We start from the raw sequence: 14,675 nt of genomic DNA, 5'->3' as shown, positions 1-14,675 counted from the left end.
GACGCTCTTCGCCGAGGAGGCCAGCGACGAGCATATCCGGCTGTGGGAGTTCAACTGCAAGGTCCACGACCGCGGCAAGGAGCTGCTGGTGCCGGGCAGGAAATGCTCGGAGATCGCCGCGGAGCTGAACGAGATGTATGCGGCCGAGAACCTGCTGCAATACCGCAGCTTCGGCTATGGCCACAGCTTCGGGGTGCTGTGCCACTATTACGGCCGCGAGGCGGGGCTGGAGCTGCGCGAGGATTGCGAGACGGTGCTGGAGCCCGGCATGGTGGTGTCGATGGAGCCGATGATCACCATCCCCGAGGGCCTGCCCGGCGCCGGCGGCTATCGCGAGCACGACATCCTGGTGATCGAGGAAGGCGGCAACCGCAACATCACCGGCTTCCCCTATGGGCCGGAGCACCTGATCGTGAAGGGCAAGGCCAGGGCCGCCTGACCCCCGACATTCCCGCCCGCCGGACCCCGGCGGGCGGAGCACGGAACGGCGGCCCAAAACCGCCAGGACCGGCCCGCATCTCCCCCGCGGGCCGGGCCGACTGGTCATTGCCGGCAGAGGAGGCCGGCAGGAACACCCAAGGGAGGGTAATAACCCCATGTCCAATCAAATGCTCGCTTCGGCGGCCGGCATGCCGCAGGATGCGGCGCAAGATGCCGAGGTCTCGCCCGATGTCGTGAAGAAGGTGCTGGGCGCCAGCTTTGTCGGCAATTTCGTCGAGTGGTTCGACTATGCCTCATACGGCTATTTCGCCACCGTCATCGCCCATGCCTTCTTCCCCGAGATCGCGCCGACCAGCGCGCTGCTGGCGACCTTCGCGGTCTTTGCCATCTCCTTCATCATCCGCCCGGTCGGGGGCATCATCTGGGGCGCGATCGGCGACCGGGTCGGCCGGCGCACCGCGCTGTCCTGGTCGATCCTGATCATGTCCGGCGCCACCACCGTCATCGCGCTGCTGCCGTCCTACAACCAGATCGGCATGCTGGCGCCGGTGCTGCTGCTGCTGGTGCGCATGGTGCAGGGCTTTTCCGCCGCGGGCGAATATGCCGGCGCCACCTCGTTCATCGCCGAGTATTCGCCGACCCATCGCCGCGGGCTCTATACCAGCATCGTGCCCGCCTCGACCGCGGCGGGGCTGCTGGCCGGCTCGCTGATGTCGGCGGGGCTGTTCGCCTTGCTCACCGAGGCACAGATGCAGAGCTATGGCTGGCGCATCCCCTTCCTGCTGGCGCTGCCGCTGGGCTTCATCGGCCTCTATATCCGGCTGCGGCTGGAGGACACGCCGAAATTCCGCGAACTGGAAAAGACCCATCACGTCGAGGCCACCCCGGTGCGCGAACTGTTCCGCAACCATCGCCGGCAGATCGCCATCGCCTTCGGCGTCACCTGTCTCAACGCCGTGGGCTTCTACCTGATCCTCAGCTACATGCCCACCTATCTCTCGACCGAGATGGGCATGGGCAAGGCCCAGGCCTTCCTGGCCACCAGCATCTCGCTGGCCAGCTATATCTTCCTGATCTTCCTGATGGGCATGCTGTCGGACCGGCTGGGGCGCAAGACGGCGCTGATCACCGCCTCGGTGCTGTTCATCGGCCTGACCGTGCCGCTGTTCAGCATGCTCGACGGCGCCAGCTTCGCCACCATCGTGCTGATCCAGATCGCCTTCGGCGCGCTTCTGACCATCAACGACGGCACCTTGCCCTGCTTCCTGTCCGAGATCTTCCCGACCCGCGTCCGCTATTCCGGCTTCGCCTTCAGCTTCAACGCCGCGAATGCGCTGTTCGGCGGCACCGCGCCCTTCGTCGCGACCTGGCTGATCAGCGCGACCGGCAGCAAGCTGGCCCCGGCCTGGTATCTGGTCGGCGCCGCCGGGCTGGCGCTGATCGCCATGCTGATGGCGCGCGAGACCGCCGGCAAGCCGCTGGAGGACTGATCCCGCTGCCCAAAGGGCCGGCCGCGGGCGTGCTGCCTGCGGCCGGCCCTTACGATTCCACCACCGGCAGAAACGCCCCCCGCAGCGCGAGGATATGGTCATGCACGCGCTGCGCCGCCGGCGACAGGGCCATGTCCTCGCGCCGCAGCAGGAACCAGTTGCGTTGGATCGGCAGGCCCACCGCCTTCAGCGCCACCAGCCGGCCGGCGCGCAACTCCTCCGTCACGGTATGCTGCGAGATCAGCGCGATGCCCAGCCCGGCGATCACCGCCTGCTTGATGGTCTCGTTCGTGCCCATCTCGACCATGCGCCAGGGCGTGCCGTCGCCGATCCGGTCCAGGAACCGCGTCATCAGGATGCGCGTGCCCGAACCGGGCTCGCGCGCCAGATAGGTCTCGGCCAGCAGGTCCTGCGGCAGCGCCGGATCGGCGGCGGCCAGCGGATGGTCGGGGGGCGCGACGATGATATGCGGATGCGGGCCGATGGGCTCGGCCACCACGGCCGGGCTGCGCGGCGGTCGGCCCATGATCGCCAGATCCAGCGCGCGCGAGGCCAGCCACTGGATCACCGCGTCGCGATTGCCGATGCGCAGCGTCACCTCGACCTCGGGCAGCGCCCGGCGCAGGTCGGCGACCAGGCGCGGGGCGAAATATTTCCCGGTCGAGACCACCCCCAGCAAGACATTGCCGGTATGGCCGCTTTGCAGCGCCGCCACCCGCCGCGCGCAGGTTTCCAGAGCGACGGCGATCTGCGCCTCGGCCTCCAGAACCGCGCGCCCCTCGTCGGTGGCCAGGAAGGCGCCATGCTCGCCCCTTATGACCAAAGGCGCAGACATCAGGTCCTCCAGCGCCCGCAGCTGGCTGTGGACGGCCGGCGGGCTCAGCCCCAGGCTGCCCGCCGCGCCGGTCAATGAGCCGCTGTCGATCACCGCACGCAAGACGCGAAGCTGGCGAAGGGTGACGGCGTCGATGCGTGCCATTCAGGTTTTCCGAAATAGATTTCTGGATTTTTAAATGTTCCTTAAAGCACCGCCGTGTCAACAAGAAGGCGGGACGCGTTCCAAGGGGGAGGGGCCGATGACCGCCGAGACAATCCAGACCGACCGGATACCCGAAGACCTGCGCCCGGCGATGCGGGCCATCGCCGGCGCCGGCGCGCGGCTTGCGCAGATCATCCGCCGCGGCGGCGACCTGGCCTCGCCGGTCGGGACCAACGCGGATGGCGACGGGCAGAAGGCGCTGGACGTGATCGCGGACGACCTGTTCCGCGAGGCGCTGGCCGGCGCCGGGGTGCGCTGGCTGGCCTCGGAGGAACAGGAACAGGCGGTGGCGCTGGACCCCGGGGGCGGGCTGGCGGTGGCCATCGACCCGCTGGACGGCTCGTCGAACATCGACACCAATGTCTCGATCGGCACAATCTTTTCGATCTACCCGGCCGAGGCGACGGCCGAGGCCAGCTTTCTGCGTCCGGCCCGCCAGCAGATCGGCGCCGGCTACATCATCTATGGCCCGCGCTGCGCCATGATGGTCAGTTTCGGCGACGGCGTGCAGCATTACGCGCTGGACCCTGACAGCGGCGGCTTCCGGCTGGTCGCGGCCCGGCAGGACCTGCCGGACTGCGCCTTCGAATTCGCCATCAACGCCTCGAACTACCGGCACTGGCCGCGGCCGATCCGGGCCTATATCGACGACTGCCTTGCCGGCAGCGACGGCCCGCGCGCGCATAACTTCAACATGCGCTGGATCGCCTCGCTGGTGGCCGAGACCCATCGCATCCTCGTGCGGGGCGGGGTGTTCCTCTATCCCTCCGACACCCGCAAGGGTTATGAGCGCGGCCGGCTGCGCATGCTCTACGAATGCGCGCCCATCGCCTTTCTGATCGAACAGGCCGGCGGCGGCGCCAGCGACGGCTCCATCCCGATCCTCGACCAGCAGGCCGAGGCGCTGCACCAGCGCACGCCCTTCGTCTTCGGCTCGGCCGAGAAGGTCGCGCGCATCGCCGCCTATCACGACCTGCCCGAAACCGAGGTCTCGGCGCTGTTCGGCAATCGCGGCCTGTTCCGGGCCTGATCTGCAAAACCGGGGGGACAACATGAGCAAGAAACACCCGATCATCTCCGTCACCGGCTCGTCGGGCGCCGGCACCACCACGATCAAGAACACCTTCGACCAGATCTTCCGCCGCGAGAAGATCACCGCCGTCAGCATCGAGGGCGACGCCTTTCACCGCTACGACCGCGCGGCGATGAAGGCGGAACTGGCCCGGCGCACCGAGGCGGGCGACCATACCTTCAGCCATTTCAGCATCGAGGCCAACGAGCTGGAGCGGCTGGAGCAGGTCTTTCGCCAATATGGCGAGACCGGCACCGGCAAGACCCGGCACTACGTCCATGACGAGCGCGAGGCCGAACGCTATGGCGTCCCGCCCGGGAACTTCACCGGCTGGGAGGATTTCGCCTCGGATTCGGACCTGCTGTTCTACGAGGGGCTGCATGGCGCGGTCAGGACCGACGGCATCGACATCGCCGGCCAGGCCGACCTGAAGGTCGGCGTGGTGCCGGTCATCAACCTGGAATGGATCCAGAAGATCCACCGCGACAAGGCCAGCCGGGGCTATTCGACCGAAGCCGTGACCGATGTCATCCTGCGCCGGATGCATGCCTATGTGCATGTGATCTGCCCGCAATTCACCCAGACCGACATCAACTTCCAGCGCGTGCCGGTGGTCGATACCTCGAACCCGCTCATCGCCCGCTGGATCCCGACGCCGGACGAAAGCCTGGTGGTGATCCGCTTCAAGAACCCGCGTGGCATCGATTTCCCCTACCTGACCTCGATGATCCAGGGCTCGTGGATGAGCCGCGCCAATTCCATCGTCATTCCGGGGCCCAAGATGGACCTCGCCATGCAGTTGATCCTGACGCCGATGATCCTGCGTCTGGTCGGCGACTCGAAACGCGCCTGAAGGGAGGGCAGAGGATGAACCAGATGGCAAGAATCGACACCGGGCTGGAGGCGCAGATGGCCAATGCCATCCGGGCGGTGGCCATGGATGCGGTCGAGGCCGCGAAATCCGGCCATCCCGGCGCGCCCATGGGCATGGCGGACGTGGCGACGGTGCTGTTCAACCGCTTCATCAGGATCGATCCCGCGGATGCGGCATGGCCCGACCGCGACCGCTTCGTGATGTCGGCGGGCCATGGTTCGATGCTGGTCTATGCGATCAACCACATGTTGGGCTATGACGACATGGACATGGACCAGCTGCGCAATTTCCGCCAGCTGGGCGCGCGCACCGCCGGCCATCCCGAATACGGCCATGCCAAGGGCATCGAGACCACCACCGGCCCGCTGGGCCAGGGCATTGCCACCGCCGTCGGCATGGCGCTGGCCGAGCGGATGATGAACGCGCGTTTCGGCGACGATCTGGTGGATCACTGGACCTATGTCATCTGCGGCGACGGCTGCCTGATGGAGGGCGTCAGCCACGAAGCCATCGACTTTGCCGGCCACCAGCAGCTTGGCCGGCTGATCGTCATGTGGGACGACAACGGCATCACCATCGACGGGCATACCGACCTTTCGACCTCGACCGACCAGCAGGCGCGCTTTGCCGCCTCGGGCTGGCATGTGCAGGCGGTGAACGGCCATGACCGCGAGGCGGTGTCCGCCGCCATCCAGGCCGCGCGCGAGGATGCGCGGCCCTCGCTCATCGCCTGCAAGACGGTGATCGGCTACGGCGCGCCGAACAAGCAGGGCAGCCATGACGTGCATGGCGCGCCACTGGGCGCCGACGAGATCGCGGCGGCCCGCGCACATCTGGGCTGGCCGCATGCACCCTTCGAAATTCCCCAAGACATCCTGGACTCCTGGCGCTCTGTCTCCGCGCGAGGGGCCGAGGCGCGGTCGGCCTGGCAGGAACGGCTGGACAATTCCCCCGACAAGGCCCGTTTCAATGCCATGCTGGCCGCGCCCGATGCTGTGGCGCTGCGCCATGCCATCAAGGAATATACCGCGAATCTGGCCGCTGACCGGCCCAAGGTCGCGACCCGCAAGGCGTCAGAGATGGCGCTGGAGGTGGTGAACGCCACCTTGCCGAACACGGTGGGCGGCTCGGCCGACCTGACCGGCTCGAACAACACCCGCAGCAAGGGCATGGTCTCGGTGACACCGGCCGAGCGCCTGGGCCGCTATGTCCATTACGGCATCCGCGAACACGGCATGGCCGCGATCATGAACGGCATCGCCCTTCATGGCGGGCTGGTTCCCTATGGCGGCACCTTCCTGGCCTTTTCCGACTATTCCCGGCCCGCGATCCGGCTGGGCGCGCTGATGGGGGTGCCGGTCGTCCATGTCATGACCCATGACAGCATCGGGCTGGGCGAGGACGGCCCGACCCACCAGCCGGTCGAGCATGTCGCGGCGCTGCGGGCGATCCCGAACCTGATGGTCTTCCGCCCCGCCGATGCCGTCGAGACCGCCGAGGCCTGGGAGATCGCGCTGACCGCGCCCGCCACGCCCTCGATCCTCTGCCTGTCGCGCCAGAACCTGCCCGCCGTGCGGCTGGAACCCGGCGACGAGAACCTGACCCGCCAGGGCGCCTATGTCTTGCGCGAGACCGAGGGCGCGCGCGACGTGACGCTGATCGCCACCGGCTCCGAGGTCGAGATCGCGCTGGAGGCTGCCGACCTGCTGGCCGCGCAGGGCGTGCGCGCCGCCGTCGTCTCGGCCCCCTGCTTCGAGCTGTTCGCCGAGCGCCCGCCGGCCGAGCGCGAGACCGTGCTGGGCCGCGCCCCGCGCATCGGCATCGAGGCGCTGATCCGCCAGGGCTGGGACGGGCTGATCCTGCGGCTCGGTGACGGCTTCATCGGCATGGCGGGCTTTGGCGCCTCGGCCCCTGCCCCGGCCCTTTACCGGCATTTCGGCATCACCGCCGAACGTGCCGCCGATCTTGCCAACCAGCTTATCCAGGGAGGAAAGTGATGGCCCTCATCACGCTGCGACAGCTTCTGGACCACGCCGCCGAGCATGGTTATGGCGTGCCCGCCTTCAACATCAACAACATGGAACAGGGCCTGGCCATCGTGAAGGCGGCGGCCGAGGTCGATGCGCCGGTAATCCTGCAAGCCAGCCGCGGCGCCCGCGCCTATGCCGGCGACATCATGCTGCGCCGCATGGTCGAGGCGCTGGCCGAGATGAACCCGGGGATTCCGATCTGCCTGCATCAGGACCATGGCAACAACCTGGCCACCTGCATGTCGGCGATCCGCCACGGTTTCACCAGCGTGATGATGGACGGCTCGCTGCACGAGGACATGAAGACGCCCGCCGATTACGACTACAACGTCGCGGTGACGGCCAAGGTCTCCGAGGCCGCCCATGCCGTCGGCGCCTCGGTCGAGGGCGAGCTGGGCGTGCTGGGCTCGCTGGAAACCGGCGAGGCGGCGGCCGAGGACGGCTCGGGCGCGGAGGGCAAGCTGGATCACAGCCAGCTGCTGACCGACCCGGACCAGGCGGTGGATTTCGTCTCGCGCACCCGTTGCGACGCGCTGGCCATCGCCTGCGGCACCAGCCACGGCGCCTACAAGTTCAGCCGCAAGCCCGATGGCGACATCCTGGCCATGCATGTGATCGAGGCGATCCACGACCGCCTGCCCGGCACGCATCTGGTCATGCACGGCTCCAGCTCGGTGCCGCAATACCTGCAAGACCTCATCAACGAGGCGGGCGGCGAGATGCCCCAGACCTACGGCGTCCCGGTCGAGGAGATCGAGCGCGGCATCCGCCACGGCGTGCGCAAGGTCAATATCGACACCGACTGCCGCATGGCCATGACCGGGCAGTTCCGCAAGGTCGCCCGCGATGCGCCACAGGAATTCGACCCGCGGAAATTCCTGATCCCCGCGATGAAGGAACTGACCGCGCTGTGCCGCGACCGCTTCGAGCGTTTCGGCACGGCCGGCCATGCCAGCAAGATCAGGGTCATCCCGATGGACGAGATGGCCAAACGCTATGCGTCGGGGGCTTTGGACCCGGCAATCACCGGCGCGAAAGCCGCCTGAGAGGAGGAAGCCCGATGAACGAGTTGAGCAAGTCCGAAATCACCGACAAGAAGAAGCGCTATGCCGCCGGGGTGCTGAAATACGCCCAGATGGGTTATTGGGACGGCGACTACCAGCCCAAGGACACCGACATCCTGGCGCTGTTCCGCATCACGCCTCAGGACGGCGTGGACCCGATCGAGGCGGCGGCGGCCGTGGCCGGCGAAAGCTCGACCGCGACCTGGACCGTGGTCTGGACCGACCGGCTGACCGCCTGCGACCAGTATCGCGCCAAGGCCTACAAGGTCGAGCCGGTGCCGGGGCAGGAAGGCCAGTATTTCTGCTATGTCGCCTATGACCTGATCCTGTTCGAGGAAGGCTCGATCGCCAACGTCACCGCCTCGATCATCGGCAACGTGTTCAGCTTCAAGCCGCTGCTGGCCGCCCGGCTGGAGGACATGCGCTTTCCGGTCGCCTACATGAAGACCTTTGCCGGCCCGCCCACCGGAATCGTGGTCGAGCGCGAGCGGCTGGACAAGTTCGGCCGCCCGCTGCTGGGCGCCACCACCAAGCCCAAGCTGGGCCTTTCCGGCAAGAATTATGGCCGGGTGGTCTATGAGGGGCTGAAGGGCGGGCTCGACTTCATGAAGGATGACGAGAACATCAACAGCCAGCCCTTCATGCATTGGCGCGACCGGTTCCTCTATTGCATGGAGGCGGTGAACAAGGCCACGGCCGTCACCGGCGAGGTCAAGGGGCACTACCTCAACATCACCGCCGGCACCATGGAGGAGATGTATCGCCGCGCCGAACTGGCCAAGGAACTGGGCTCGGTCATCGTCATGGTGGACCTGATCGTCGGCTGGACCGCGATCCAGTCGATCTCGAACTGGTGCCGGCAGAACGACATGATCCTGCACATGCACCGCGCCGGCCATGGCACCTATACCCGGCAGAAGAACCACGGCATCAGCTTCCGCGTCATCGCGAAATGGCTGCGCATGGCGGGCGTCGATCACCTGCATTGCGGCACCGCCGTCGGCAAGCTGGAGGGCGATCCGCTGACCGTGCAGGGCTATTACAACGTCTGTCGCGAGATGGTGAACGAGGTCGACCTGCCGCGCGGCCTGTTCTTCGAGCAGGACTGGGGCAACCTGAAGAAGGTGATGCCCGTCGCCTCGGGCGGCATCCATGCCGGGCAGATGCACCAGCTGCTGGACCTGTTCGGCGACGACGTGGTCCTGCAATTCGGCGGCGGCACCATCGGTCACCCGATGGGCATCCAGGCCGGCGCCACCGCGAACCGCGTGGCGCTGGAGGCCATGGTTCTGGCCCGCAACGAGGGCGTGGACATCGCAACCGAGGGCCCGGAAGTCCTGCGCCGCGCCGCCAAATGGTGCAAGCCGCTGGAGGCGGCGCTGGATACCTGGGGCAACATCACCTTCAACTACACCTCGACCGACACTTCGGACTTCGTTCCGACCGCGTCCGTCAGCTAAGGGAGGATCACATGCGTATCACTCAGGGCTGTTTTTCCTTTCTGCCCGACCTGACGGACGAGCAGATCCGCGACCAGGTGGAATATATCCTGTCGCGCGACTGGGCGGTCGGGATCGAGTTCACCGACGAGCCGCATCCCCGCAACACCTATTGGGAGATGTGGGGCAATCCGATGTTCGACCTCAAGGACGCCAAGGGCGTGATGATGGAGCTGGACGAGTGCCGCAAGGCGCATGGCGACAGCTATATCCGCATCAACGCCTTCGACAGCACCCGGGGATGGGAGACGGTGATGATGTCCTTCATCGTCAACCGGCCGAAATCGGAGCCGAGCTTCCGGACCTGGCGGATGGAGGCCGACGGCCGGCACATCCGCTATACGCATGAGCTCATCGGCTGATGGCGCTGCCGGTCCGGGGGGCCGTCTGCCCCCCCCGACCCCCCGAGAGTATTTGGGAAACGGAGAAAGCCCGATGGATGGCGATGTGAGCGAGAAGCTGGCGCCCGAAAAGCCGCAGACCGTGGATCTGAAGGCCGAGTACGAATCTTCGGGGGTGCGCGAGATCCTGGACGAGCTGGACCGCGAGCTGATCGGCCTGGCGCCGGTCAAGCAGCGGATCCGCGAGACGGCGGCGTTGTTGCTGGTGGACCGGGCGCGGCGCGACCTGGGGCTGGCTTACGAGGTGCCGACCCTGCATATGAGCTTTACCGGCAATCCCGGCACCGGCAAGACCACGGTGGCCTTGAAGATGGCCGGGCTGCTGCATCGCCTGGGTTATGTGCGCAAGGGCCATCTGGTCAGCGTCACCCGCGACGACCTGGTCGGGCAATATATCGGCCATACCGCGCCCAAGACCAAGGAGGTGCTGAAGAAGGCCATGGGCGGCGTACTGTTCATCGACGAGGCCTATTACCTCTACAAGCCCGACAACGAGCGCGACTATGGCCAGGAGGCGATCGAGATCCTGCTGCAAGTGATGGAGAACAACCGCGACGACCTGGTGGTCATCATGGCCGGCTATGCCGATCGGATGGATCGCTTCTTTGCCGCCAATCCCGGCTTTCGCTCGCGCATCGCCCATCATATCGAGTTTCCCGACTATACCGACGAGGAACTGGCGCGGATCTCGGCCTCGATGCTGGAGAACCAGGGCTATGCCTTCGACGGTGGCGGGCGGCAGGCGATGGAGGAGTATATCCGGCTGCGCCGCGACCAGCCGCATTTCGCCAATGCGCGCTCGATCCGCAATGCGCTGGACCGGGCTCGGCTGCGGCAGGCGAACCGGCTGTTTTCCGGCGACGTGCCGGTCGACGCGCGCATGCTCTCGACCATCACCGAGGCCGATCTGCGTGCGAGCCGGGTGTTTTCGGGCGGGCTCGACATCGATGGCAGCCGGCGGGGCGATACGCCCTGATCGGATGGGTCCGCATCGCGGCCGCGACAGCATGCCGCCCCGTCCAGGGCGGGCAAGGGCTTGAATGGCGGGCCCGCAGCGCCATGTTGGACGGGACCGTTGCGGTCGATAACGAGCTTATTTCGACAGGTGGACAGTGATAAGGCTTGGCTCTGGCGGAGATGCAATGCGGATGGATCCGGCGCAGGCGGCGGCCCGGTGGCGAGAGGCGGCACAACGCCCGAAAGGCGGGTCGGGAATAACGGCAATCCGTTTCTTTTTTTCTGCAAGGCTCTGACATGCCTCGCTCTTTCTTGCCGCCGATCTGTCCGCAGTGCGGGCGGGATGTGCCGCGCGCCGCCGCTCATCGTTGCCCGCTCTGCCACGCGCCTTTCGATATGCCTGTCTCTCCCGATGCCGACCGGCACGCGCCCGATCCGGGCGGTCGCCGGGACGGTTCCGGCGCCCGCCTTGCCGGGGGCGGATCCTAGCGGCGACCCATGCCCGGCCAATCCGGCCGCGCTGCCCCGGCAAAGGCTCAGCCCGAGAGGCCGGGGCGGGCGGGTCGCTGCGGCTTGGCGAAGGTCTTGCGGAACCAGTCCTGCACCAGCAGCTTGTCATAGATGAAGCGCCGGCTGTCGCCATGCCCGCGCGGGTCCGAGAGATAGTTCATGTCGGTCAGCCGCTCCTCGCCCGCGCGGATGAGGGTGTCGCCCTGCATCAGCCGGTAGCGCAGATGGATGCGCGGTGGCGTGATGTCGCGCAGGAAGCGCACGTCGTGGAATCCGCTGCGCCAGGGCTCGAACTCGCCGGCAAGGTCGATATCCAGCACCTCGATATGCAGGCTCTGGCCGGCGGGCAGGTAGCGAGCGCCCAGCTCGGCGAACCAGCGGTCGAACTCGGCCAGCGCCGAGCTGCGGCTGCGTTCGCGGCGGAACTCGCGGTCGCGGAACGTCTCGGGCGCGACATAGGTGACGGTGACGCGCCCCTCGGCCGGCGTCATCGGCCCCGCCATGGCGGCGGGCGCCGCAAGCGCCAGCGAAAGGGTCAGGCAGATGGTTCTGAGCATGGCTTTGCCTTTCGCATTTCCAGCCCTGCGAGAGGATATGGGAAGGCGGCGGGAAAAGTCAAAGCCGGCGCTCAGGCCCTTGCATCCTCCAGCATCATCCGCGCGGCCTTTTCCGCGATCATCATCGCCGGGGCGTTGGTATTGCCGCTGGTGATCGTCGGCATGACCGAGGCATCGGCGATCCGCAGCCGGCCAAGCGCCCGCATCCGCAGCCGCGGATCGACCACCGCACCCTCGTCAGCGCCCATGCGGCAGGTGCCGACCGGGTGGAAGATCGTGGTGCCGATATTGCCAGCGGCCTTGACCAGATCCTCGTCGCTTTGGAAGGCGATGCCGGGGATATGCTCCTCGGGGTCGAAGCGGTTGAAGGCCGGCTGCGCGGCGATCTTGCGAGTCAGGCGGATGGCCCGCACGGCCACGTCGCGGTCGGCCTCGGTCGACAGGTAGTTCGGCCGGATCGCGGGATGGGCGCGGAAATCCGGCCCGGCGACATGGACCGAGCCGCGGCTTTCCGGCCGCAGGTTGCAGACCGAGGCGGTCATGGCCGGAAAGGGGTGCACCGGGTCGCCGAACTTGTCCAGGCTGACCGGCTGGACGTGGAATTCCAGGTCGGGCGTGGCCTTGTCCGGCCCCGAGCGGGTGAAGATGCCAAGCTGGCTCGGCGCCATCGACATCGGCCCCGAGCGTTTCAGCAGGTATTCCAGCCCGATCGCGGCCTTGCCCATCAGGTGCGAGGCCTTTTCGTTCAGCGTCGGCACGCCCCGGACCTTGTAGACCAGCCGCAATTGCAGATGGTCCTGCAAATTCTCGCCCAGGCCCGGTACCTCCACCTGCGGGGCGATGCCGGCGGCCTGCAAGATTTCGCCCTGCCCGACGCCGGAATGTTCGAGGATCTGCACCGAACCGATGGAGCCCGCCGCCAGCACCGTCTCGCGCCCGGCCCGGACTTCGCGCCGCTGGCCCTGATGGTGAAAGACGACGCCCGTGACCTCGCCCGCCTCGATCACCAGCCGCTCGACCTCGGCCCCGGTCAGGATGCGCAGGTTCTGGCGGTGGCGGACCGGGCGCAGAAAGGCCTTCGCCGCGCTCCAGCGCCAGCCGCTTTTCTGGGTCACGTCGAAATAGCCGCCGCCTTCGTTGTCGCCGCGGTTGAAATCCTCGGTGCGCGGGATGCCGGCCTGTTCCGCCGCCGCCATGAAGGCGTCGAGCACCGCCCAGCGGACGCGCGCCGTCTCGACCCGCAGCTCGCCGCCGGCGCCGTGCATGTCGTCGGCGCCGCGATAATGGTCCTCCTGCGCCTTGAACAGCGGCAGCACGTCGTCCCAGCCCCAGCCCGTGCAGCCAAGCTGGCGCCAATGGTCGTAATCCGCCGCCTGCCCGCGCATGTAGATCATGCCGTTGATCGAGGAGCAGCCGCCCAGCACCCGCCCACGCGGATAAAGCAGCGCGCGGCCGTTCAACCCCGGCTCGGGTTCGGTGCGAAAGCCCCAGTCGGTGCGCGGATTGCCGATGCAATAGAGATAGCCCACCGGGATATGGATCCAGTGGTAATTGTCGCGCCCCCCGGCCTCCAGCAGCAGCACGCGGTTGCCGGGATCAGCGCTGAGGCGATTGGCCAGCACGCAGCCGGCGCTGCCCGCGCCGATCACGATATAGTCGTAGCTTTCCATCGGACACTCCATGATGACCCCCGCCGGCGCGGGGGCCGCACCATCACGATTCGGAACGGAACCCCAGTTTCCGGCCGATTTTGGTTGCGAAGAACTCGCCCACCAGCCCGCGTCGGAACAGCAGGACGCAGACCATGAACACCACGCCGGTGATGATGGTGACCGGAAAGTCGGAGGTGGCGAGGTAGTTCTGCAACGTGACCACCAGCCCTGCGCCGACGATGGGGCCCAAAAGCGTGCCGATGCCGCCCAGCAGCGTCATCAGGATCACCTCGCCCGACATCTGCCAGGTCACGTCGGTCAGCGTCGCGAACTGGAAGATCAGCGCCTTGACGCCGCCCGCGAGCCCGGCCAGCGCCGCCGACATCACGAAGGCGCCCAGCTTGTAATGCTGCACCGAATAGCCCAGCGAGATCGCGCGCTGCTCGTTCTCGCGGATCGACTTCAGGATCATGCCGAAGGGCGAGTTCACGAAGCGCCGGATGATCAGCAGCCCGATCACGAACACCGCCAGCACGAAGTAATACATGTTCATCGGCCGGTTCAGGTCGATCAGCCCGAACAGATGCCCGCGCGGCACCGACTGGATGCCGTCCTCGCCATGGGTGAAGGGCGCTTGCAGGCAGAAGAAGAAGAACATCTGCGACAGCGCCAGGGTGATCATGGCGAAATAGATGCCCTGGCGGCGGATGGCGATGGCGCCCATCACCAGCCCCAGCACGGCCGCACCGGCAACGCCCAGCAGAATGCCGGCCTCGGGCGACCAGCCCCAGACCTTCACCGCATGGGCGGTGAAATAGGCCGCGCCCCCGAAGAAGGTGGCATGGCCGAAGGACAACAGGCCCGTGTAGCCCAAGAGCAGGTTGAAGGCCGAGGCGAAGAGCGCGAAGGCCAGCAGCTTCATCAGGAAGATCGGATAGAGGAACATCGGCGCCACCAGCAGCCCGGCCAGGGCGATGGCGACCAGCACCAGCTGGACCTGCCCGGCGCGCGGATGGGCCGCGACATGGTCCGAGGCGACGGTTTCGGATTTTGCGGCCATGTCAGGCATCCTTTCCGAAAAGGCCCGCG

Annotated in this window: 13 protein-coding genes; 9 read left to right on the top strand and 4 right to left on the bottom strand. The window is 67.0% G+C overall.

Translation table 11 applies throughout. The features are described 5' to 3' along the window. Together AQY21_RS17990 and AQY21_RS17985 are read left to right on the top strand one after the other, a co-directional pair. Positions 1-439 (top strand): M24 family metallopeptidase (locus AQY21_RS17990; protein ID WP_152988263.1); only part of this gene is annotated, 439 nt, incomplete at its 5' end. Positions 440-596: 157 nt separating this feature from the next. Continuing rightward, complete coding sequence (locus AQY21_RS17985) at positions 597-1,931, top strand: MFS transporter (RefSeq protein ID WP_058098991.1); 1,335 nt, start codon at positions 597-599, stop codon at positions 1,929-1,931. A gap of 49 nt (positions 1,932-1,980) precedes the next feature. On the opposite strand, the gene cbbR is transcribed toward AQY21_RS17985, so the two are convergent. After that, positions 1,981-2,910: a LysR family regulator CbbR gene (gene cbbR / locus AQY21_RS17980; RefSeq protein ID WP_058098990.1), complete on the bottom strand. Its 930-nt coding sequence runs from the start codon at positions 2,908-2,910 to the stop codon at positions 1,981-1,983. A gap of 97 nt (positions 2,911-3,007) precedes the next feature. Here cbbR and AQY21_RS17975 point away from each other — a divergent pair, with 97 nt between their 5' ends. The 7 genes from AQY21_RS17975 to cbbX all read left to right on the top strand — a co-directional run bounded on the left by AQY21_RS17975 (position 3,008) and on the right by cbbX (position 10,886). Next, the gene (locus tag AQY21_RS17975) at positions 3,008-4,000 is read left to right on the top strand and encodes a class 1 fructose-bisphosphatase (protein ID WP_058098989.1); all 993 of its coding nucleotides are present in this window, start codon (positions 3,008-3,010) and stop codon (positions 3,998-4,000) included. Between the two features lie 22 nt (positions 4,001-4,022). Continuing rightward, complete coding sequence (locus tag AQY21_RS17970; RefSeq protein ID WP_058098988.1) at positions 4,023-4,895, top strand: phosphoribulokinase; 873 nt, start codon at positions 4,023-4,025, stop codon at positions 4,893-4,895. A 14-nt stretch (positions 4,896-4,909) separates the two neighbouring features. Beyond that, the gene (tkt, locus tag AQY21_RS17965; protein WP_161906056.1) at positions 4,910-6,913 is read left to right on the top strand and encodes a transketolase; all 2,004 of its coding nucleotides are present in this window, start codon (positions 4,910-4,912) and stop codon (positions 6,911-6,913) included. After that, the gene (gene fba, locus AQY21_RS17960) at positions 6,913-7,992 is read left to right on the top strand and encodes a class II fructose-bisphosphate aldolase (RefSeq protein ID WP_058098987.1); all 1,080 of its coding nucleotides are present in this window, start codon (positions 6,913-6,915) and stop codon (positions 7,990-7,992) included. The genes tkt and fba overlap by 1 nt, the downstream gene beginning before the upstream one ends. 14 nt (positions 7,993-8,006) lie before the next feature. Beyond that, complete coding sequence (locus AQY21_RS17955) at positions 8,007-9,470, top strand: form I ribulose bisphosphate carboxylase large subunit (RefSeq protein ID WP_058098986.1); 1,464 nt, start codon at positions 8,007-8,009, stop codon at positions 9,468-9,470. 11 nt (positions 9,471-9,481) lie between these two features. Beyond that, a complete protein-coding gene (locus tag AQY21_RS17950) occupies positions 9,482-9,871 on the top strand; it encodes a ribulose bisphosphate carboxylase small subunit (RefSeq protein ID WP_058098985.1) in 390 nt (129 codons plus the stop codon). Between the two features lie 73 nt (positions 9,872-9,944). Continuing rightward, the gene (cbbX, locus tag AQY21_RS17945; RefSeq protein WP_058098984.1) at positions 9,945-10,886 is read left to right on the top strand and encodes a CbbX protein; all 942 of its coding nucleotides are present in this window, start codon (positions 9,945-9,947) and stop codon (positions 10,884-10,886) included. 517 nt (positions 10,887-11,403) lie between these two features. Here cbbX and AQY21_RS17940 read toward each other — a convergent pair. The 3 genes from AQY21_RS17940 to AQY21_RS17930 all read right to left on the bottom strand — a co-directional run bounded on the left by AQY21_RS17940 (position 11,404) and on the right by AQY21_RS17930 (position 14,646). After that, positions 11,404-11,934 (bottom strand): DUF3016 domain-containing protein, encoded by a 531-nt coding sequence (locus AQY21_RS17940; RefSeq protein WP_065169954.1) that lies wholly within the window; start codon positions 11,932-11,934, stop codon positions 11,404-11,406. Positions 11,935-12,005: 71 nt separating this feature from the next. Beyond that, a complete protein-coding gene (locus AQY21_RS17935; protein ID WP_058098982.1) occupies positions 12,006-13,604 on the bottom strand; it encodes a GMC family oxidoreductase in 1,599 nt (532 codons plus the stop codon). Positions 13,605-13,647: 43 nt separating this feature from the next. Beyond that, positions 13,648-14,646, bottom strand: coding sequence for a branched-chain amino acid ABC transporter permease (locus tag AQY21_RS17930; protein WP_058098992.1), 999 nt, complete (start codon positions 14,644-14,646; stop codon positions 13,648-13,650). Between the last annotated feature and the right edge of the window lie 29 nt (positions 14,647-14,675).

This window comes from Paracoccus sp. MKU1 (genome assembly GCF_001447385.1).
Classification (GTDB): Bacteria; Pseudomonadota; Alphaproteobacteria; order Rhodobacterales; family Rhodobacteraceae; genus Paracoccus.
The sequence above is the reverse complement of the archived record's forward strand: the minus strand, read 5'-3'. Positions and strand labels throughout refer to the sequence as shown.

Excerpts from the sequence above, each read along its gene's own strand:
- AQY21_RS17985 (WP_058098991.1), top strand. The coding sequence starts at position 597 with ATGTCCAATCAAATGCTCGCTTCGGCGGCCGGCATGCCGCAGGATGCG.
- cbbR (WP_058098990.1), bottom strand. The coding sequence starts at position 2,910 with ATGGCACGCATCGACGCCGTCACCCTTCGCCAGCTTCGCGTCTTGCGT.
- AQY21_RS17975 (WP_058098989.1), top strand. The coding sequence starts at position 3,008 with ATGACCGCCGAGACAATCCAGACCGACCGGATACCCGAAGACCTGCGC.
- AQY21_RS17970 (WP_058098988.1), top strand. The coding sequence starts at position 4,023 with ATGAGCAAGAAACACCCGATCATCTCCGTCACCGGCTCGTCGGGCGCC.
- tkt (WP_161906056.1), top strand. The coding sequence starts at position 4,910 with ATGAACCAGATGGCAAGAATCGACACCGGGCTGGAGGCGCAGATGGCC.
- fba (WP_058098987.1), top strand. The coding sequence starts at position 6,913 with ATGGCCCTCATCACGCTGCGACAGCTTCTGGACCACGCCGCCGAGCAT.
- AQY21_RS17955 (WP_058098986.1), top strand. The coding sequence starts at position 8,007 with ATGAACGAGTTGAGCAAGTCCGAAATCACCGACAAGAAGAAGCGCTAT.
- AQY21_RS17950 (WP_058098985.1), top strand. The coding sequence starts at position 9,482 with ATGCGTATCACTCAGGGCTGTTTTTCCTTTCTGCCCGACCTGACGGAC.
- cbbX (WP_058098984.1), top strand. The coding sequence starts at position 9,945 with ATGGATGGCGATGTGAGCGAGAAGCTGGCGCCCGAAAAGCCGCAGACC.
- AQY21_RS17940 (WP_065169954.1), bottom strand. The coding sequence starts at position 11,934 with ATGCTCAGAACCATCTGCCTGACCCTTTCGCTGGCGCTTGCGGCGCCC.
- AQY21_RS17935 (WP_058098982.1), bottom strand. The coding sequence starts at position 13,604 with ATGGAAAGCTACGACTATATCGTGATCGGCGCGGGCAGCGCCGGCTGC.
- AQY21_RS17930 (WP_058098992.1), bottom strand. The coding sequence starts at position 14,646 with ATGGCCGCAAAATCCGAAACCGTCGCCTCGGACCATGTCGCGGCCCAT.